Annotated in this window: 17 protein-coding genes; all 17 read left to right on the top strand. The window is 33.8% G+C overall.

Going from position 1 to position 18,926, the window contains the following annotated elements:
* Positions 1-11: 11 nt before the first annotated feature.
* Entirely contained in the window at positions 12-248 is a 237-nt protein-coding gene (locus OXQ85_RS14620) for a hypothetical protein (RefSeq protein ID WP_267405419.1), read from the top strand.
* A gap of 71 nt (positions 249-319) precedes the next feature.
* On the top strand, positions 320-1,561 hold the full coding sequence (locus tag OXQ85_RS14615; protein ID WP_267405480.1) for a radical SAM protein: 1,242 nt from the start codon (positions 320-322) through the stop codon (positions 1,559-1,561).
* Positions 1,558-2,388, top strand: a complete 831-nt coding sequence (locus OXQ85_RS14610; RefSeq protein ID WP_267405418.1) for a hypothetical protein — start codon at positions 1,558-1,560, stop codon at positions 2,386-2,388. Before OXQ85_RS14615 ends, OXQ85_RS14610 begins: the two co-directional genes overlap by 4 nt.
* A gap of 3 nt (positions 2,389-2,391) precedes the next feature.
* Complete coding sequence (locus OXQ85_RS14605; RefSeq protein WP_267405417.1) at positions 2,392-3,267, top strand: hypothetical protein; 876 nt, start codon at positions 2,392-2,394, stop codon at positions 3,265-3,267.
* A gap of 14 nt (positions 3,268-3,281) precedes the next feature.
* Positions 3,282-4,436: a hypothetical protein gene (locus OXQ85_RS14600; RefSeq protein WP_267405416.1), complete on the top strand. Its 1,155-nt coding sequence runs from the start codon at positions 3,282-3,284 to the stop codon at positions 4,434-4,436.
* A gap of 93 nt (positions 4,437-4,529) precedes the next feature.
* Complete coding sequence (locus tag OXQ85_RS14595; protein ID WP_267405415.1) at positions 4,530-5,519, top strand: bile acid:sodium symporter family protein; 990 nt, start codon at positions 4,530-4,532, stop codon at positions 5,517-5,519.
* A gap of 34 nt (positions 5,520-5,553) precedes the next feature.
* Positions 5,554-6,603 carry a M14 family metallopeptidase gene (locus tag OXQ85_RS14590; RefSeq protein WP_267405414.1) on the top strand — a complete coding sequence of 350 codons (1,050 nt, stop codon included), beginning with the start codon at positions 5,554-5,556 and terminating at the stop codon, positions 6,601-6,603.
* A gap of 397 nt (positions 6,604-7,000) precedes the next feature.
* Positions 7,001-8,857 (top strand): glycoside hydrolase family 13 protein, encoded by a 1,857-nt coding sequence (locus OXQ85_RS14585; RefSeq protein ID WP_267405413.1) that lies wholly within the window; start codon positions 7,001-7,003, stop codon positions 8,855-8,857.
* A 286-nt stretch (positions 8,858-9,143) separates the two neighbouring features.
* Positions 9,144-9,659: a nuclear transport factor 2 family protein gene (locus OXQ85_RS14580; RefSeq protein ID WP_267405412.1), complete on the top strand. Its 516-nt coding sequence runs from the start codon at positions 9,144-9,146 to the stop codon at positions 9,657-9,659.
* Positions 9,660-9,663: 4 nt separating this feature from the next.
* Entirely contained in the window at positions 9,664-11,046 is a 1,383-nt protein-coding gene (locus OXQ85_RS14575; protein ID WP_267405411.1) for an MFS transporter, read from the top strand.
* A 95-nt stretch (positions 11,047-11,141) separates the two neighbouring features.
* On the top strand, positions 11,142-11,642 hold the full coding sequence (locus OXQ85_RS14570; protein WP_267405410.1) for a YfbM family protein: 501 nt from the start codon (positions 11,142-11,144) through the stop codon (positions 11,640-11,642).
* 222 nt (positions 11,643-11,864) lie between these two features.
* Positions 11,865-12,593, top strand: a complete 729-nt coding sequence (locus OXQ85_RS14565; RefSeq protein WP_267405409.1) for a pirin family protein — start codon at positions 11,865-11,867, stop codon at positions 12,591-12,593.
* A gap of 185 nt (positions 12,594-12,778) precedes the next feature.
* Positions 12,779-13,330, top strand: coding sequence for an NAD(P)H-dependent oxidoreductase (locus tag OXQ85_RS14560; protein ID WP_267405408.1), 552 nt, complete (start codon positions 12,779-12,781; stop codon positions 13,328-13,330).
* 268 nt (positions 13,331-13,598) lie between these two features.
* Positions 13,599-14,591 carry a phosphoribosylformylglycinamidine cyclo-ligase gene (gene purM, locus OXQ85_RS14555; protein WP_267405407.1) on the top strand — a complete coding sequence of 331 codons (993 nt, stop codon included), beginning with the start codon at positions 13,599-13,601 and terminating at the stop codon, positions 14,589-14,591.
* A gap of 149 nt (positions 14,592-14,740) precedes the next feature.
* Positions 14,741-15,307 carry a phosphoribosylglycinamide formyltransferase gene (gene purN, locus OXQ85_RS14550; protein WP_267405406.1) on the top strand — a complete coding sequence of 189 codons (567 nt, stop codon included), beginning with the start codon at positions 14,741-14,743 and terminating at the stop codon, positions 15,305-15,307.
* A gap of 550 nt (positions 15,308-15,857) precedes the next feature.
* Complete coding sequence (purH, locus tag OXQ85_RS14545; RefSeq protein ID WP_267405405.1) at positions 15,858-17,375, top strand: bifunctional phosphoribosylaminoimidazolecarboxamide formyltransferase/IMP cyclohydrolase; 1,518 nt, start codon at positions 15,858-15,860, stop codon at positions 17,373-17,375.
* A 91-nt stretch (positions 17,376-17,466) separates the two neighbouring features.
* Positions 17,467-18,705, top strand: a complete 1,239-nt coding sequence (purD, locus tag OXQ85_RS14540) for a phosphoribosylamine--glycine ligase (protein ID WP_267405404.1) — start codon at positions 17,467-17,469, stop codon at positions 18,703-18,705.
* The last annotated feature ends 221 nt before the right edge of the window (positions 18,706-18,926 follow it).

Here is an 18,926-nt window from a genome sequence, read left to right as displayed (position 1 = left end):
AAATTCATTTTATGAAAAAGAAATTTAAGATCACGAGTAATCTTGAACAAAAAGAAATTCTAAAAAAATCAATCCAAACTTCAGACAAAGAAAATGTAGATCTTTATAAGGCTATTTTTGGAGGTGTCGGAATCACTAATCCTGGAACAGGAATTGGAGGTGGTACAGATCCTAATTGTGGAATTTTGGCAGTAACAGGAGCTTCAGCTGCTTATGACAGAGCACCTGATCAATTTTTAAGAGCTTAAAAATTACTGATTTTTAAAACTTAAGTTCTTCGTTAGTAAAATAACGGAGAACTTTGTTTATTGATATAGATATGGTGACTTCTTTTGTTCTGAAGGTTGCAAGTAGGTGCAACCTTAATTGTTCTTATTGCTACATGTATAATTTAGGAGATAAAACCTACTTAAAGCAGCCTAAATTTATGTCTATGGATACCATTCGGATTTTTGCTCAAAAATTATCTCGTTATGGTACTGAAAATAGTTTAAAATCTTTTCAGATCGTATTTCATGGTGGTGAACCACTATTATATCCAAAAGAATTTTATCGCGAAAGTATAAAGATATTCAGAGAGCTACTTAACAATTCTTATTTTGATTTTGTCATTCAAACTAATGGTGTTGGCCTAGATGAAGAGTGGTATGATCTTTTTAATGAATTAAATATTCGCGTTGGAATTAGTATGGATGGGCCTAAAGAATATCATAATAAGTATAGAGTTTTTCATAATGGTAAAGGCTCTTATGATGATGTTCAGCAGGCCATAGAGCTAGGTTTGAATAAAGGAATGCATGGTGTTTTATCTGTTGTTAATCTTAATATAACTCCAATCGAGCTGTATCAGGAGTTCAAAAATCTAAATATACCAAGCTTTAATCTTCTTCTGCCAGACGGACATTTTGATAAGTTACCTGATGATACGATAAAAGAAAAAGTAAATACCAGTGGTTATACTCCATACGCGGATTGGTTGATTGAATTGTTCGAAATATGGAAAAGTGATTCTAAAAGACCGGACATGAGGTTTTTTAAAACTTTAATTCAACTTATTGTGGGTGAAGAAGTGGGCGATCAAATGATTGGTTTAAAAAAGAATGGTGTTGCAGTATTGGAAACGAATGGGAATCTTGAAGTAGCAGATTCTATCAGAGCTTGTTACGAAGGAATTACCAGAAATGAAATTAATATCCATACCCATGAAATTGATGCTGTATTAGAAGACCCTCTGTTTGATATATATATTAACTCCCACCAAATGGTAAATGAGAAATGTCTTAATTGCCCAATATATGAAATATGTGGTGGAGGTTTTTTATTAAATAGATATTCTAATGAAAACGGTTTTGATAATCCTACAATTTATTGTCACGATATGATAAAGTTAGTTACTCATATTCAAAACGATCTTATTGATAGTTTGCCTGCGGATGTTTGTAAAGAGATGCAACTTTCAAAAGTTTCCTATTTAGAAATTGTAGAAGAGTTGGAAAATAAAACTTCTTTTACAATTCACGAAAATATTAAAGATAAATTATTAGCCTACAGTTTAGTATGATTTTAAAGAAAGGTATTAAAGTTTATGATCGTCATATTGAAAATATAAAAGATCAAGTTTGGATTAATACAGGTGTTTCTCTGGTAGATAATAAAAATCTTGAGATTGAATACTTTCGTAATGCTTATTTACCAAATACAGATTGGCATAAACTTACTGATTTAGAGCATAAACAAATTTTAACAGATATTGCTGATGGCGAAATGTTTAATACTTTGGCAATCGGTTTTATTCCAGATTCGTTACAAGATTTGTTTAAAAAATTAAACCTGCATGAATGTGAATCTCTTTTTGATGTTCCAAAGAAATTTGAAAAAGATGAAGAATTAACAAAAAAAATAAATGATACACTGAATGTATTTTTGAGTGAAAAATCTAGTGAAAATAATTATAAATTTCACAGAATTGCAAGATCACTTCCTGATATGCAGAGTACTACTTTTCATCATTTAGGGCAAAATCAATTTAAGTATACGGGTTTACATATAGATAAAAGTAAATTATTTACTCCCCATACTGCCTATAAATCGAATAACAGAATTTCTATCAATATTAGTACAGAATCACGCTATCTGTATTTTATTAATTTAACACTAAGACAAATTTATGGGAAGGTTCAAAAAAAATATTCAGAAAAAATAACCTCGGAAAATATTGTGGAACAATTTTTTATTTTATATCCGGAATATCCTGTTTTAAAACTCGAAATAAAACCTTATCAATACTACATTGCGCCTACAGACAATTTTATTCATGATGGTACTACACTTGGCAATAAAGAGTTTGATATAACTATGGTTTATGTAGGAGTTTTTGATAAATATTAAAATATGGAAAAACTAAAACCAGGAATTAAAATATATGCAGATGACCTTTCTAAAATTGTTCAGATTAATTCAGGACTTATACATCATTCAAAACAACATTCTAATGAATTAATTTTTAAAGATGAAAAATTTTCACAAAAATATGAATCGGAGGCTTATTTACCTAAAAGAGATTGGCGAAAATTAAATCTTTCAGAATATAAAATTATAGCAGGAAATAATAAAGACAAAAAAGATTACAATTCTGTATTTATAGGTGAAATTCCTCAAAATATTCAATTATTATTTGATGGTTTGAATTTAAAAGAAGCTCAATCTGATGATGAGGTATTTAGGAAATTCAGAGAAAATCAAAATTTAATAAGTGAGATTAATTTGCTGTTAAATGAATTTCTTGAAAATATTTCGCAGGGGTCTTTCAGATTTATGAGTTTAGCGACTAATTATGCAAATAGTGAAGTTGTATCATTAGACAAACGAAAACTTCCAATAGGTTTTACAATTAATGATTTGAAATTTATTGGCATTCATAAAGATAGCTCCGAAACTATGACTTTACATACAGCTCATAAGTTTGGCAATAGAATTTCTTTGAATATTGGCAAAGAATCACGTTATCTGTTGTTAATTAATCTTTCCATGCTTCAAGTTTACAACATGATTAAAACGAAAATGAATGTACATGAAAATGAAGTGAATAATAAGAATATAACATCATATTTCATGAAATTATTTCCAGATTATCCTGTGCTGAAAATAGAGCAGCCTCCTTATCACTATTATATTGCTCCCACAGATAATTGTTTTCATGACGGCTCAACTTTTGGCAGTTCATCTTTGGATATTGTAATGACATATCTGGGGAAGTTTTTAATTTAATCATAATATATTATATGAAATATACATTAGTATTTGTCTTTTCAATATTCTCACTTATTCATATCATTGCTCAAAAGAAACTTCCTGTTTTAAGAGCTAATTCGTCTAAGGCAATTATTATTGAAGATGGCACTTTAAAAACAGATTGGAATATTGATCCATCTGTAAAACCAGATATTTATACGGTCTCAAAAATAGGAAAAGGATCTAAAATTGTTAAAGTAAAAACTGACGTAGATTCAGTTAAAATATTAATAAAACAGGGGGAAAAGAAAGATTTTGTGATTCTTTTAAAAGGAAAAGATTCATGCTACACAAGAATCGAAAGTTCTCTGTCTAAAGATTTCAGCAAGACAACGCCAGCATTTCATGACAGTATTCGTTTAGGAATCAATGAGCAGAATACGATGTTTGTGAAAACAGCGTTGAATAAGACAGATTCTCTTACACTCAATTTTGATACAGGAACGATTAACCTTTCTCTTACAAAAGATGCTTTGAAGGATAAAATTAAACAACCTCTAAAACCTGGTCCCAATATTCTTTCTATCGGAAATAAAAAATATCAAGGATTCAGAATTCGTCAGGTAGAGTTATCAGGGCATGGAACAGACGGAAGATTTGGCTGGGATTTATTCGATGGAATGGTGGTAGAACTCAATTACGATCTCGGTATAATGGTTGTTCATTCCAAGCTTCCCAATTTTGTACAAAAAGATAAATCGTATGAAAAGTTAAATATAAAATATTACGATCAATTATTTTTTGTAGAAACAACCATACAGGAAGGGGCAAAAAAGAATAAAGATTGGTTTCTTTTTGATACAGGATATCAACGAACAGCAATGCTGGATGAACCTTTATTAAAAGAACAAAGTTTTCCAACAGATCAAATGAAAATAATTAAAAAAGTAATGATGAAAGGCGGTCAGGGAAATGAAGTTCCGGTTGTTACAGCCAATCTTCAATCGTTATCTTTAGGAAAATATAAACTAAAAAGTATTCCGGCTCAATTGCTCTCAGAAAGTAGGTTAGTAAGCAATAGAAGAATGCATATTTTAGGAAATGAGATATTAAAGAGGTTTAATGTATTTCTCGATTTTCAACAAAATGTTATTTATTTAAAACCGAATAAATTATTTAATGATAATTATATTGAAAGTAAATGATAACATCATAAAATAAATATTCCATAAATTTAGAATCCTTAAAGACAAAAACTTTAAGGTTTTTTTATTTTTAAAACAATTTTATCTTAATTAATGATGTTGATGGCTAAAATTTTTAACAAGCAGAATACATTCCTTCTCCTGTTAATCGTAATGGTCTTTATGGCAAAATTGATCCCTTTTAAGGAATCTTATAATGAATATTTCAATCTTTCGGCATTTATCGATTGGGGAATTGCGGGGATCTTCCTTTTGTACGGGCTAAAACTTAATTTAAAAGAAGTCGTAAAAGATATTTCCAACTGGAAGCTGCATTTACTTATCCAGTCGGGAACCTTCATTCTTTTTCCGCTGTTGGTTTTACTGTTTTACCCATTGGTAAAAGGCTCGGAATTTGAAAACATTTGGCTTTCCATATTCTTTCTCGCCTGTTTGCCTTCAACAGTTTCATCATCTGTAGTCATGGTTTCCATTGCTAAAGGAAATGTGACTTCCGCAATATTCAACGCATCTATCTCAGGATTAATAGGAATTGTCATGACGCCATTATTGATGAGCTTTTTCCTTGAACCCACTTCCGGTTCCGAAAATCATGGCGAAGTCATTCAGCAGCTTTTAATTAAAGTTTTATTACCTATCATTTTAGGAATTTTGTTAAATCCTATATTCAAAAAATGGATTACCAAATATTCAACGATCATCGCAGAATTTGACAGGCTGATTATTTTATTAATTGTCTATGAAAGTTTCTCCACAGCATTTATTGAGAAAATTTTCGGTTCAGTTCCTCCAATTGTATTTTTAATTCTGGCATTCAGTGTGTTTTTTTTATTTTTTGCGGTTTACAATATTTTGCAATTCATTGCAAAAAAGATGAGGTTCAATGCTCAAGATATTATTACAGTAACGTTTTGTGGATCAAAGAAATCTTTAGTACACGGAAGTCTCTTCCTTTTGGTATTGGGAGTTCCTGATGATCAGAAGGTTTTATTTTTACTTCCGGTGATGGTTTATCATAGTTTTCAGCTGTTCTATGTAAGTTGGTTGGCAAGCAAAATAGCACAAAGAAAATCAGTCGTTTAAAAATTATTTGATTATCTTTAATTCTATGAAAATTATGAAGAAAGCGACATTGTTATCATTAGCAATAATGGGTTCCTGGGTCAATGCACAAAAAATAAGTCAAATCCTTGAACAGAAGGGTTCATTTAGAAAAGATACCGTTTTTACTATTAAAAGTGAGACAAAAGAAACTTATCTTCCTGTTTCTATAATTAAAGGGAAGGAAAAAGGACCGGTTTTCACTATCGTGGCAGGAATTCACGGTTACGAATATCCGCCAATTGTTGCCGTTCAGGAAATATTGAAGGAAATAGATCCCGATCAGATCAAAGGAACGATCATCATTGTTCCGATTGCGAATGTTGAATCTTTTCAGAAAAGAACACCTTTCATTAATCCTTTAGACCAAAAGAATTTAAACAACGCTTTTCCGGGTTCTGCAAATGGAACTCCGACGGACCAAATTGCAAATATTATCACCAAAGAAATTATCTCAAATTCAACGATATTTTTAGATATTCACGGAGGTGATGCCAACGAAGATTTACTGCCATTTGTATGCTATTACAACAGAAAAGATACTCCTGAAAATACCAAGTTGGCTCATGATTTATCAGTTCAGTCGCAAATTGATCACATTGTTTCATATCCTTACAATTTAACCCAAACTGAACCCGCAAAATATGCTTTCAAACAAGCTACTCAACAAGGAATTACCGCGTTAAGTATTGAGGCCGGAAAATTGGGAATGGTGCAAAAAGAAAATGTAGAAATGATAAAAACAGCAGTTTACAATATGCTCGAAAATTCCGGAAATTATATAAGAAGTAAATCGAAGTTCATCAACAAAAAAACAGCAATTCTGCTCAATCAGCAAGACTATATCAAAGTTCCTGAAAACGGAATTTTCTACAGCGATTTGAAAAGCGGAGACAAAGTAAAAAAGAATCAAATCTTAGGTTATATAACCGATGAATTCGGAAATAAAAAACAAGACGCTATTTCAAATACAAACGGAATTATCCTCTATAAAATAGGAACTCCGCCCGTCAACAAAGGTGAAACCTTATTTTGCATCGGCTATACCGAAAAAGATAAAATTTAAAACAAATATCAAAAGCACTGAGTGAAACGCCCTTGCGAACGAAAAAAGAATAGTAGTCAAAAAAACTTAGCGCTCTTTGCGTTAAAAAATATAAAATATAGGCTAAATTAAAATTTTAAAATTGACTTATGCAAAATAAAAGATCTTTGTGAGCTTCGTTAAGTGAAACGCCTTAGCGAACTTAAAAAACAATAGTAGTCAAAAAAACTTAGCGCCCTTTGCGTTAAAAAATACAAAAGCGTAAAGTTTAAAAAACTAACTTAAGACAAAAATCTTTGAGAGCTTAGTTAAGTGAAACGCCTTTGTGAACTTAAAAACGGTTAGTAGTTAAAAAGAAAACTTAGTGTACTTTGCGTTAAAAAATGTAGAAGAAATATTCAATAAATGTTAAATTAAAATGAAAAAAATATACACCATCATCGCTCTCTCAACTGCGATTATCGCTTTCTCACAAAAACCTTTAGACAAAGTAGAACCCGCATTTTGGTGGAAAGGAATGAAAAATCCCGAACTCCAGATCATGGTCTATGGAAAAGATATAGCCAATAATGAAATTGAACTTTCGGATGGTATTCAGGCGAAAGATATTCAGAAAACTGAAAATTCGAACTATGTTTTTGTAACGGTAAATACCAATGAGATCAACGTTCCGAAGTTTAAAATTAATATCAAAAAAGGTAAAAAAAATATAGGTTCTTATACGTATGAATTGAAACAACGAGAACCTAACTCTGCTAACAGAGAATCTTTTACCTCAAAAGATGTGATGTATCTGATTATGCCGGATCGTTTTGCCAATGGCGATGAAAAAAATGATTCTCAACCCAACTTGACTGAAAAAGCAAACAGAAGTCTTCCCAATGGGCGCCATGGCGGAGATTTGCGAGGAATTATCAATAATTTAGATTATATTCAAAATCTTGGTGCAACGGCTGTTTGGTTAACTCCGGTGAATGAAGACAATGAAAAAGTGTATTCTTATCACGGTTATGCGCAAACTGATTTATATAAAATCGACGGTCGTTACGGAACGAATGAAGAATACAAAGAACTTTCTCAAAAATTAAATAAAAGAAAGATGATGCTGGTGATGGATTATGTTACCAATCACTGGGGGATTTCGCATTGGATGATCAAAGATTTACCAACCAAAGATTGGATTCATATTTTCAAGGATGGTGAAAATGGTTTCAAACGTTCGAATTATAAAACCACAACTCAATTCGACACCAATGCTTCAGAAATTGACAAAAAAGTAGCTTTGGACGGCTGGTTCGACACAACAATGCCGGATATTAATCAGAAAAACCCTTTGGTTTTAAAATATTTAACGCAAAATGCAATTTGGTGGATAGAATACGCTGAATTGGGAGGCTTTCGGGTAGATACTTATCCTTACAATGACAAAGAAGCAATGGCAAAATGGGCAAAAGCGATTACCGATGAATATCCAAAATTCAATATTGTTGGAGAGACTTGGTTGAATACTGCTGGTCATATTTCGGCTTGGCAAAAGGATTCCAAAACGGGAGAAGCAGCAAATTATAATTCTAATCTTCCGTCGGTTATGGATTTTATGTTGTACGGGGATATGCCGAAAGCATTGAAGGAAAAAGAAGGCTGGGATAGCGGGATGAATCGTATTTACAATAGTTTATCAAGCGATTTCTTGTATCCTGACATTAATAATGTCATGGTTTTCTTCGAGAATCACGATACCGAAAGATGGAATGAAATTTTTAATGATGATCCGAAAGCATATAAATTAGGGTTGACTTTAATTTCAACGGTTCGTGGAATTCCACAAATTTATTACGGTTCTGAGGTAGGAATGCGCGGTGATAAAAACAAAGGCGGCGATGCCGATATCAGAAGAGATTTTCCGGGTGGCTGGAAATCGGATAAAATAAACGCTTTTAATCCATCAAATCAAACGCCTGATCAAAAGGAATTTTATCAGTTCACACAGAAATTACTGAACTGGAGAAAAGGAAAAGAAGTGATTCACACCGGAAAAACTAAAAATTTCGTTCCTCAGAATAATGTTTTTGTGTATTTTAGATATAACGAAAAAGAAAGCGTAATGGTAGTTTTAAATAACAATGAAAAAGAAGAAACATTGGATCTGAAACATTTTGCAGAATCTTTAAAGGGATTTTCAAAAGGAAAAGACATTATTTCCGACAAAGAATTTTCATTGCAAAACCGCTTAACAATCCCAGCGAAAACATCGATGGTCATTGAATTGAATTAAAACACGAATAGCACAAATGTTTTCACAAATATCACAACCAAGTCTCCGTGATCTTATTTAAGTGAAACGCCTTTGCTAACTTAAAAATGTTTAGTAGTTAAAAAAAGAAAACTTTGCGCTCTTTGCGTTAAAAAAAGAATTAAATACGAATAGCATAAATGTTTTCACAAATATCACAATCAAATCTTTATGATCTTGTTTAAGTGAAACGCCTTTGAGAACTTAAAAACAGTTAGTAGTTAAAAAAGAAACTTTGCGCTATTTGCGTTAAAAAATAAAATTAAACATGAAAAAAACAACAATATTCTTTACATTCATCCTGTTTGTATTGAGTTTTACAACCATTTCAGCTCAATCAAAATTCGACAAAGAAAAAACAGCAATCGGAACAATGCTCGATGGTTTCAACGTTGCTGCTGCAAAAGCTGATTTCATAACCTATTTCAATTATTTCGCAGACGAATCCACATTCATCGGAACAGATGCTACTGAAGTTTGGGACAAAAAAGCATTTATGGCTTGGGCAAGACCTTTTTTCGATAAAAAAACAACCTGGAATTTCACTTCATTAAAAAGAAATATCTATTTCAGCAAAGACGGAAAACTGGCTTGGTTTGATGAATTATTAGATACTCAAATGAAAATCTGTCGTGGTTCGGGCGTTGTCGAAAAAATCAACGGACAATGGAAAGTGAAACAATATGTACTTTCTGTGACGGTTCCGAACGATATTGTAGATAAAATAGTGGCAGAAAAAGCTCCGATTGAGGATGCTTTAATTCAACAATTAAAATCAAAATAATACAATGACGAAAAAAATAAAACCAAATTTATCAATGCTTCAAATCATCAACATGAGCATGGGATTTTTGGGAATTCAGATGGCTTTTGGACTGCAAAACGGAAACGCAAGTAGAATTTTGGCTAATTTCGGAGCTGATGTTCACGAATTGTCTTGGTTTTGGTTGGTTGCACCGATTACGGGATTGATTGTTCAACCCATCATCGGTCACATGGGTGACAATACCTGGAGTCCTTTGGGAAGAAGAAAACCATACTTTTTAATTGGAGCCATTCTTTGTGCAATAGGTTTGGTCATGCTTCCAAATGCAGCTTCTGCAACGCAAATGATGGCTGCAAATGTTTTATTATTGGCTGTTATTTTCTTAGCAATGATGGATGCTTCCATCAACGTAGCGATGGAACCTTTCCGAGCTTTGGTAGGAGATATGTTGCCAAAACATCAGGGAACGATTGGCTTTTCTGTTCAGACGATTTTAATAGGAATTGGAGCGGTTATTGGTTCGGATTTACCAAATTGGCTGACAAAATGGGGCGTTTCAAATTCAGCTCCCAAAGGTTTTGTTGCAGATAATGTGATTTATGCTTTTTACATTGGTGCGGCGGTTTTAATTGTATCCATTTTATATACGATTATTACAACTAAAGAATATTCGCCTGAAGAATTCGCAGCATTTGATGATGGTAAGGAAATCGTGGAACATCAATCTAAATTTTCAGATATTTTCAAAGATTTTAATAATATCCCATCTCAGATGAAAAAACTGGGAATTGTTCAGTTTTTCTCATGGTTTGCATTGTTTACGATGTGGGTTTTTACAACAAGTGCTTTGGCGACTCATCATTTTGGGCTTTCACCGGATGATACACATTCTGCAGAATTTAATAAAGCCGGAGATTTAACGGGAAGTTTGTTCGGAAGTTATAATTTCTATGCGATTTTCTTTGCTTTTGCTTTAACACCGATCGCTAAATTTATTGGAAAAAAACAAACTCACGCTTTAGCTTTGGCTTGTGGTGGTTTGGGGCTAATTTCGATGTATTTCATTAAAGATGTCAACAATCTTTGGATTTCAATGGTCGGATTGGGATTTGCTTGGGCAAGTATTTTGGCGATGCCTTATGCGATGTTGATCGATTCAATTCCACAAAAGAAAATGGGCGTTTATATGGGGATTTTCAACTTTTTCATTGTTATTCCGCAGATTATTAACGGTATTTTCGGAGGTCCTATTGTAAGTGGTGTTTTCGGAAAACAAGCCATTGATTATGTAGTTGTTGGTGGAGTTTGTATGTTGTTGGGAGCGGTTTTAACATTATTTTTCGTTAAATCAGAACATGATACTCCAAAAGAAATTGAAGAAGAAATTCAACAGGTACATTTTTAAAATAAAATTTCAATACTTATAAAACGGGCTTCGGTTCGTTTTTTTTATTTTTATCTAAAATTTAAACATCAAAATAAGCAAAAAATATTTGATTTATGAGTATGATAGGAAATTTACTTCGGGTAACAAAAGCTGAACTTGAAGGATATTTAAACGACAGTTCTTTGTTAGAAGCTAGGCTTTACGGTGAAAATGAAAACCCGGATTATCAAAATCCAGATGATATCGACAAAGCTTGGGACGGAATTCTGTTTTTATTGACGGGTGATGGAATATCGGAAATAAATCATCCGCTTACCAAAGTTTTATTCAGCGGGCAGTTGATTGATGAAAATCAAGATTTAGGATATGGCCCAGCTCATTATTTAACACCAGAGCAGGTTGTTGATTTGAGTAAACAGATTGCTGAAATTACCGTTAATGATCTTAAATTAAAATTCGATCCTGAGAAAATGACCGAGTTAGGAATTTATCCTGAAATTTGGGCAGAAGGAGATGATGCTTTTGAGTATTTAGCGGATAATTTTTTAGTCGTTCAGAAAATGTATGCGGAAGCTGCGAAGAATGGGGAAGGAATGATCACGTATTTAAATTAAGAAAATTTTTCATTTTTTTAATAGATCTCTGTGTCTTTATATAAGTAGAATGGCTTGGTGAAACTTAAAAAATCAATTTTCAAAAAACTTAATGAACTTTGTCTTCAAATCTCAGTGATGAATGTTCAATAATTGTTGATCATATTTCCATATCGTTTCTTACCTTACATCAACATTTTTCCGATTCCTCCACCGTACATTTGTATCATTAAATCAGACAATATGAAAACAGTATATCATAAAGCAGATACAAGAGGTCACGCCAATCATGGTTGGTTAGATTCTTATCATACATTCAGTTTTGCGAATTATCAGAACCATGACAGAACACACTTTGGTGTTTTAAGGGTTTTGAATGACGATACCGTTTCTCAGGGAATGGGCTTCGGAACACACCCTCACAAAAACATGGAAATCATTTCTATCCCTTTGGAAGGTGATTTGGAACATAAAGATTCTATGGGAACAACGGCTGTTATTAAAAAAGGCGAAATTCAGGTGATGAGTGCCGGAACGGGGGTGATGCACAGCGAATATAATAAAAATAAAGATGAAGCGGTAAAATTTCTTCAAATTTGGGTTTTCCCAAAAGAAATGGATGTGGAACCGAGATATGATCAGAAAAGCATCAAAGAAGGTGAAAAAATCAACGGATTCCAACAGATCTTATCCCCGAATAAAAATGATGACGGAGTTTGGATTCACCAAGATGCATGGTTCAATTTAGCCAATTTCACAAAAGGAAATGGCAAAAATTATATGCTTAATAAAAAAGGAAATGGTGTTTATGCTTTTGTATTAAAAGGAAGCGCAAAAGTGGGCGACAGAATTTTAAACGAGAGAGACGGTTTAGGAATCTGGGACACCCAAAGTTTCAACATTGAAGCTGAAGAAGACACAGAAATCCTATTAATGGAAGTTCCAATGGAATTACCGGTGTATTTGAAATAATTAAAACAAAATAATTTTCGCATAGTAAAAATTCCCCTCCATTGGAGGGGTGGCGAAAATTCGAAGAATTTTTGACGGGGTGGTTAAAAACATAAAATATTAGATTTTCACAAAAATCTTCCCGACCTTTGCGTTAAAATTCAAGACAGTTATAAATAACTTTACTTTAAAATAGATAGAAAACAATGAAAATTTTAGCAGTAGCAGGAAGTAATTCCGAGACGTCAATCAATAAACTATTAGTTTCTTACGCTTCATCATTAATTGAAAATGCAGAAGTTGAAATCGTAGACATGAACGATTTTGAAATGCCAATTTACAAACACCAAAGAGAAGCAGAAAGCGGAGTTCCTCAACAAGCTCACGATTTTGCTGCAAAAATTGATGGCGCAGATTTACTTTTAATTTCACTTTCAGAACACAACGGAACATATTCAACAGCGTTTAAAAATGTATTCGACTGGACTTCAAGAATCAAAGACAGAGCCGTTTGGAATCAGGTTCCTATGTTGTTGATGGCAACTGCTCCAGGAGGAAGAGGTGGTTTAGGTGTTTTAGAAGCTGCTGAAAAGCGTTTCCCGCTTCACGGAGGTAATATTGTTGATACTTTCACGCTTCCTTTCTTTAATGATAATTTTGATAAAGAAGCTCAAAAAATATCTAACGAAGAGAAAAACAGTGAGTTAAAAGAGAAAATTCAGAAAATTTCGGCTATTGAATCTATCCTTGAAAAATAGATTTGAAAATTAATATAAAATTAATATCTTTGCAAAAAGAAAAGAAATGAAAATTCAGACCTCCTATAAAGAATGTTTTTCCGAGAAAGGGAAAATTGTGGGCTCTGAAATTCTCAGATAAAATAACGGCCGATAATCTACTAAGATTGTCGGCTTTTTTGTTTTCTAAATTTGAATAAAAAGTAAAAATAAAATGTGTCAATCGGGCACCCTGGCAATTGAAATTATCGCTAGATTGTTAAACTGATACACTGTTACATTAAATACTATGAGCAACACGTACAAATCTGCAGGAGTAGACAAAGAGGAGGGATACAAAACCGTTGATAAGATCAAAAAAGCGGTGGGCGAAACTCACAATTCCAATGTATTGAATCATTTGGGAAGTTTTGGAGCTTTCTACGAAATCGGAGGCTACAAAAATCCTGTTTTGGTGTCAGGAACAGATGGAGTTGGGACTAAACTTAAAGTGGCTTTAGACTCAAAAAAATACGATTCTATCGGGGTAGACTGCTTCGCAATGTGTGCGAACGACATCCTTTGTCACGGTGCAAAGCCTTTATTTTTCCTTGATTATTTAGCTTGTGGAAAACTGGATTCAGAAATCGCTGCTGAGATCGTTTTAGGAATGGTAGAAGCTTGTAAAGACAACAACTGCGCATTAATCGGTGGTGAAACTGCCGAAATGCCGGGAATGTACCAACCAGGAGATTACGATGTTGCAGGATTCTGCGTAGGAATCGTGGAAAAAGATCAAATTATTGATGGATCAAAAATCAAAGCTGGTGACAAGATCGTCGCTCTTCCAAGTTCAGGTTTCCACTCAAACGGATTCTCTTTGGTAAGAAAAGTGTTCCCGGATTTCAACGAAGAATTCGAAGGAAAACCTTTGTACGAAACGCTTTTAGTTCCAACAAGATTATATTATAAAGATATTCATAAAGTTATTGCTGATGTTGAAGTGGCTGGTATTGCTCACATCACGGGTGGTGGTTTGTACGAAAACATTCCGAGAATTATCGGTGACGGACTTTGCGCGACAATCGACGCTTCAAAAATCCAGATTCCAAGCATCATGCTGGAACTTGAAAAAAGAGGTGGCGTAGCTCGTGAAGAGATGTTCGGAACATTCAACATGGGTGTCGGAATGATCATAGTTGTAGATGCTGAAAAAGCTGAAAAAGTACTAAGTCTTCTTGATGATGCTTACGAAATCGGAGAAATCACGGAAGGAGCTGAAAAGATTGATTTAAAATTTTAGGAGCTTAATCCCGCTTTCCACTGTATCTTTTTCGCCAACGCTTTTTTTCAAAGCCATTTCAGAAAAAGGATGCCGTTGCAATCGGGGCTAGTTAATAACATAGAAAGCCTTGTCAAGGTTTCAAATCTTGACAAGGCTCACAAAATAAAATGAAAAACTTAGTTATACTTGTTTCAGGTTCAGGAACAAACCTTCAGAGAATCATCGATACCATTGATAACGGAGAAATCCAGAATGCAAAAGTATCTTTAGTAGTTGCCGACAGAGAATGTTACGGACTTGAAAGAGCAAAAAATCATAACATAGAAAACGTTCTGATTCCGAGAGGAAAAAACTTCAGCAGCGAATTGAGTAGAATCATTCCGGAAAATACAGACTTAATTGTATTGGCAGGATTTTTATCAATCTTAAAACCTGAGTTTTGTGAAAACTGGGTCGGAAAAATAATCAATATTCATCCGGCGTTGCTTCCGAAATTCGGAGGAAAAGGAATGTGGGGACATCACGTTCACAACGCGGTAATTGAAGCAAAAGAAAAAGAAAGCGGAGCAACCGTACATTTTGTAACTCCGGGAATCGATGAAGGAGAAGCCATTCTTCAAAAATCATTCGAAGTCACAGAAAATGACACTCCCGAAACCGTTGCAGAGAAAGTTCATATTATAGAATACGAAATTTTTCCAATAGCAATAAATAAAGTATTAAATAATAATTAAAACACTAATTATTAGCGATACAAAAATTCCCCTCTTTTGGATGGATGGCAAAAATTCAAAGAATTTTTGACGGGGTGGTTAATAAAGATAAAGTATTAAAAAAACATCCACCCTTTGCTGAGTGAAACGCCTTTGCGAACGAAAAATATTCAGCAAGAAAAATAAAAATCTTAGCGCTCTTTGCGTTAAAAACAACAGTTTGTCATTCCATAGGAATCTAAGCAGATGCTTTCAGAATGATAAACAGAAAGTAAAAAAGTTAGTATTAGAGATGTCATGCTGAGCTTAAAGTTTATCCTAAGCTTGACGAAGGAAAGCAACTCTTTAATCAAAACAAAAAAACACATTTAGATTTAAAAATTTTTCAAGAAGCAAAATCTAAGTAAAAATAAATAAGATCGGAGGTGAAAGAACCGGTCTACAGTTTGAAATAGCTGTAAAAAGTAAAAATTGAAAGTAAAAGTTCTTGGTTAAAAGAGTCCCGAAGGGACGATTTAAATCAGGATAGGATGACAAATCCTGTCAAAAAAAGCAAAAAATCGAAAGTAAAATGAGCAAAAAGAGAGTTTTAATCAGTGTTTCTGACAAAAGCGGATTAATCGAATTCGCACAGTTTTTGGAAGCCCAAAATTATGAATTGATTTCTACAGGAGGGACGTTCAAACATTTGAAAGACGCTGGTTTAAATCCAATTCAGATTGATGAGGTTACCAATTTCCCTGAGATGTTGGACGGAAGAGTGAAAACATTACACCCGAAAGTTCACGGTGGTCTGTTGGCGGTTCGCTCCAACGAAGAACACATGAAAACAGTTCAGGAGCACGAAATTGGCCTGATTGACATGGTAATCGTGAATCTTTATCCTTTCTTCGAAAATGTAAACAAAGACATTTCTCTTCACGAAAAGGTAGAATTCATAGATATCGGAGGTCCTTCAATGCTTCGTTCTGCTGCTAAAAACTTTGATTCTGTAACGGTAATTACTGATGTTGAAGATTACGCAGCAGTAAAAATCGAAATGGAGCAAAACGGTGACACGTACATCGAAACTCGTAAAAAACTGGCAGGAAAAGTATTCAACCTTACTTCTGCTTATGACGGAGCCATCTCAAGAATGCTTTTGGAAGAAGATTATCCAACTTATTTGAATGCTTCTTACAAAAAAGTTTCTGACCTTAGATATGGTGAAAATCCGCATCAAACGGCAGCTTACTACGTTTCTACTTTCGAAAACGGTGCAATGAAAGATTTCGAACAATTGGGAGGTAAAGAATTGTCTTTCAATAATCTTCGTGATATGGATCTTTGCTGGAAAGTAGTAACTGAATTCAAAGAAGAAATGGCTTGTTGTGCAGTAAAACACTCTACACCTTGTGGAGTTGCGATCGGAACTTCAGCGTTGGAAACGTATACAAAAACTTTCGAATGTGATCCTGTTTCTATCTTTGGCGGAATTGTTGCAATGAACTACAAAATCGACGCAGCAACAGCAGAAGAATTAAACAAAACTTTCCTGGAAATTGTTATGGCTCCTGAATTTGATGAGGAAGCTTTAGAAATTTTAAGAAAGAAGAAAAATTTAAGAATTATAAAAATCGTGAATCCTGTTTCTGACAAACAGACTTGGGTGAAAATCGACGGTGGAATTTTAGTTCAGGATAACGACAGCATCTTCTCAGATGATATTAAAGTGGTAACTGAAACTCAGCCTACAGAAGAGCAGAAAAAAGCATTATTATTCTCTCAAAGGGTAGTAAAATATGTAAAATCTAATGCAATTGTAGTTTCCAACGGAATTCAGGCTTTCGGAATCGGAGGTGGACAGGTAAACAGAATCTGGGCAACTCAACAAGCGATTGAAAGAGCTAAAGAGAAATTCACAGGAGACTTAGTTTTGGCTTCTGACGCGTTTTTCCCTTTCCGTGATGTCGTAGATTTCTGCGCTCAGGAAGGAATCACAGCGATCATTCAGCCAGGAGGAAGTGTAAAAGATCAGGACAGCATCGAGGCGGCTAACGAGCATAAAATCCCGATGATGTTTACTGGAATTAGACATTTTTTACATTAATTAAAATAGAATTAAAAAATATTTTTGAGATTGTATTTATACCATCCAAAATTATATATTTGTAGAAATTAGACTAGATAATAAATAAAGTATGAGAATATTAATCATAGGTGAAGGTGGAAGAGAATCTGCTTTAGCATCAAAACTACAGAATGACCCGAGAATTTCTAAAATGTTCTTTGCTAACGGAAATGCGACTACTGATGTAATTGGGAAAAATGTTCATTTATCAGAGATTAAAGAACTTAGAGATTTTGCTATTAAAGAAAAAATTGATCTTACGATCGTAGGTCCGGAAGCTCCGCTTGTGGCAGGTTTGAAGGATGAATTTAAGAAGCATGATCTGAAAGTTTTTGGTCCTAACCAGAAAGTGGCAAGCTTAGAAGGAAGTAAGGCTTTCTCTAAAAAGTTTATGCAGACCTATGATATCAAAACAGCGAAAGCAGTAGTTTTTGATTCATACAATGAAGCGAAAGAATACATTCAGACTCAGGAATATCCTTTGGTAATCAAAGCAAGTGGTTTAGCAGGTGGAAAAGGTGTTGTTATTTGTGAAACGTTGGAAGAAGCTGATGCTACCATCCATGATTTCATGATCAGAAGAATCTTTGGAGATGCTGGAATCCGTGTGGTAATTGAAGAATACTTACAAGGTTTTGAAGCTTCTATTATTGCGTTTTCAAACGGCGAAAAACTATATCCTTGTATTGCTGCTAAAGATTATAAAAAAGCAGGAAACGGAGATACAGGTCCTAACACAGGAGGTATGGGTACGGTAGCACCAAGTCCCGAATTTACTGCTGAACATTATGCTGATTTTGAAAAAAATATTCTTGAAACTACTTTAAAAGGTCTTAAAGCTGAAGGTTTCAGTTTCAAAGGAATCATTTTCTTTGGATTGATGGTGACGAAAAAAGGGACTTATCTTTTGGAATATAACATGAGATTCGGTGATCCTGAAACTCAGGTATTGATGGCTTTAATGGAGAATAATCTTCTTGACGTTATTCAGGACTGTATGGATGGAAAGGAAATCGAGCTTAAGTTTAAAGACGAAAAAGCAGTTTGTCTGGTAATGTGTTCTGGAGGTTATCCAAGAAATATTGAGACTGGCTTTGAGATTACAGGCGAAGATAAAGTTCAGCACAGTAATCTTTTATATGCAGGAGCAATCAGAAAGGCAGACAAAGTAGTTTCAAACGGTGGTAGAGTTCTGAACATCGTAGCTACTGGCGCTACTTATGACGATGCCCGCAAAAAAGTTTATGAAGACGCAAGTCATGTACATTTCGATTACGGTTTCTACAGAGACGACATCGGAAAGTTTTAAAATAAAATCATGAAAAAAGATTTGGAGCAATCCAGGTCTTTTTTTGTAAAGATTTCATCATTGAAAAGATTTTCATCAATAGGATTGGGCTTTAGCCCGATTAATGAAAATAGAAATCGAATTGGCTTTAGCCAAAAGATTAATTAAAAAATATTTGAGTTAAATTTTAATTTAAAATAAAACCAATTTTTATCATTCCGTAGGAATCTCTACTGCAATGA

This window comes from Chryseobacterium sp. GM_Chr_2 (assembly GCF_026540445.1).
Lineage (GTDB): Bacteria > Bacteroidota > Bacteroidia > Flavobacteriales > Weeksellaceae > Chryseobacterium.
This window is presented reverse-complemented; position numbering and strand designations above follow the sequence as displayed.

Excerpts from the sequence above, each read along its gene's own strand:
- OXQ85_RS14610 (WP_267405418.1), top strand. The coding sequence starts at position 1,558 with ATGATTTTAAAGAAAGGTATTAAAGTTTATGATCGTCATATTGAAAAT.
- OXQ85_RS14590 (WP_267405414.1), top strand. The coding sequence starts at position 5,554 with ATGAAGAAAGCGACATTGTTATCATTAGCAATAATGGGTTCCTGGGTC.
- OXQ85_RS14575 (WP_267405411.1), top strand. The coding sequence starts at position 9,664 with ATGACGAAAAAAATAAAACCAAATTTATCAATGCTTCAAATCATCAAC.
- OXQ85_RS14570 (WP_267405410.1), top strand. The coding sequence starts at position 11,142 with ATGAGTATGATAGGAAATTTACTTCGGGTAACAAAAGCTGAACTTGAA.
- OXQ85_RS14605 (WP_267405417.1), top strand. The coding sequence starts at position 2,392 with ATGGAAAAACTAAAACCAGGAATTAAAATATATGCAGATGACCTTTCT.
- purH (WP_267405405.1), top strand. The coding sequence starts at position 15,858 with ATGAGCAAAAAGAGAGTTTTAATCAGTGTTTCTGACAAAAGCGGATTA.
- purM (WP_267405407.1), top strand. The coding sequence starts at position 13,599 with ATGAGCAACACGTACAAATCTGCAGGAGTAGACAAAGAGGAGGGATAC.
- OXQ85_RS14595 (WP_267405415.1), top strand. The coding sequence starts at position 4,530 with ATGATGTTGATGGCTAAAATTTTTAACAAGCAGAATACATTCCTTCTC.
- purN (WP_267405406.1), top strand. The coding sequence starts at position 14,741 with ATGAAAAACTTAGTTATACTTGTTTCAGGTTCAGGAACAAACCTTCAG.
- OXQ85_RS14620 (WP_267405419.1), top strand. The coding sequence starts at position 12 with ATGAAAAAGAAATTTAAGATCACGAGTAATCTTGAACAAAAAGAAATT.
- OXQ85_RS14580 (WP_267405412.1), top strand. The coding sequence starts at position 9,144 with ATGAAAAAAACAACAATATTCTTTACATTCATCCTGTTTGTATTGAGT.
- purD (WP_267405404.1), top strand. The coding sequence starts at position 17,467 with ATGAGAATATTAATCATAGGTGAAGGTGGAAGAGAATCTGCTTTAGCA.
- OXQ85_RS14585 (WP_267405413.1), top strand. The coding sequence starts at position 7,001 with ATGAAAAAAATATACACCATCATCGCTCTCTCAACTGCGATTATCGCT.
- OXQ85_RS14600 (WP_267405416.1), top strand. The coding sequence starts at position 3,282 with ATGAAATATACATTAGTATTTGTCTTTTCAATATTCTCACTTATTCAT.
- OXQ85_RS14565 (WP_267405409.1), top strand. The coding sequence starts at position 11,865 with ATGAAAACAGTATATCATAAAGCAGATACAAGAGGTCACGCCAATCAT.
- OXQ85_RS14615 (WP_267405480.1), top strand. The coding sequence starts at position 320 with ATGGTGACTTCTTTTGTTCTGAAGGTTGCAAGTAGGTGCAACCTTAAT.
- OXQ85_RS14560 (WP_267405408.1), top strand. The coding sequence starts at position 12,779 with ATGAAAATTTTAGCAGTAGCAGGAAGTAATTCCGAGACGTCAATCAAT.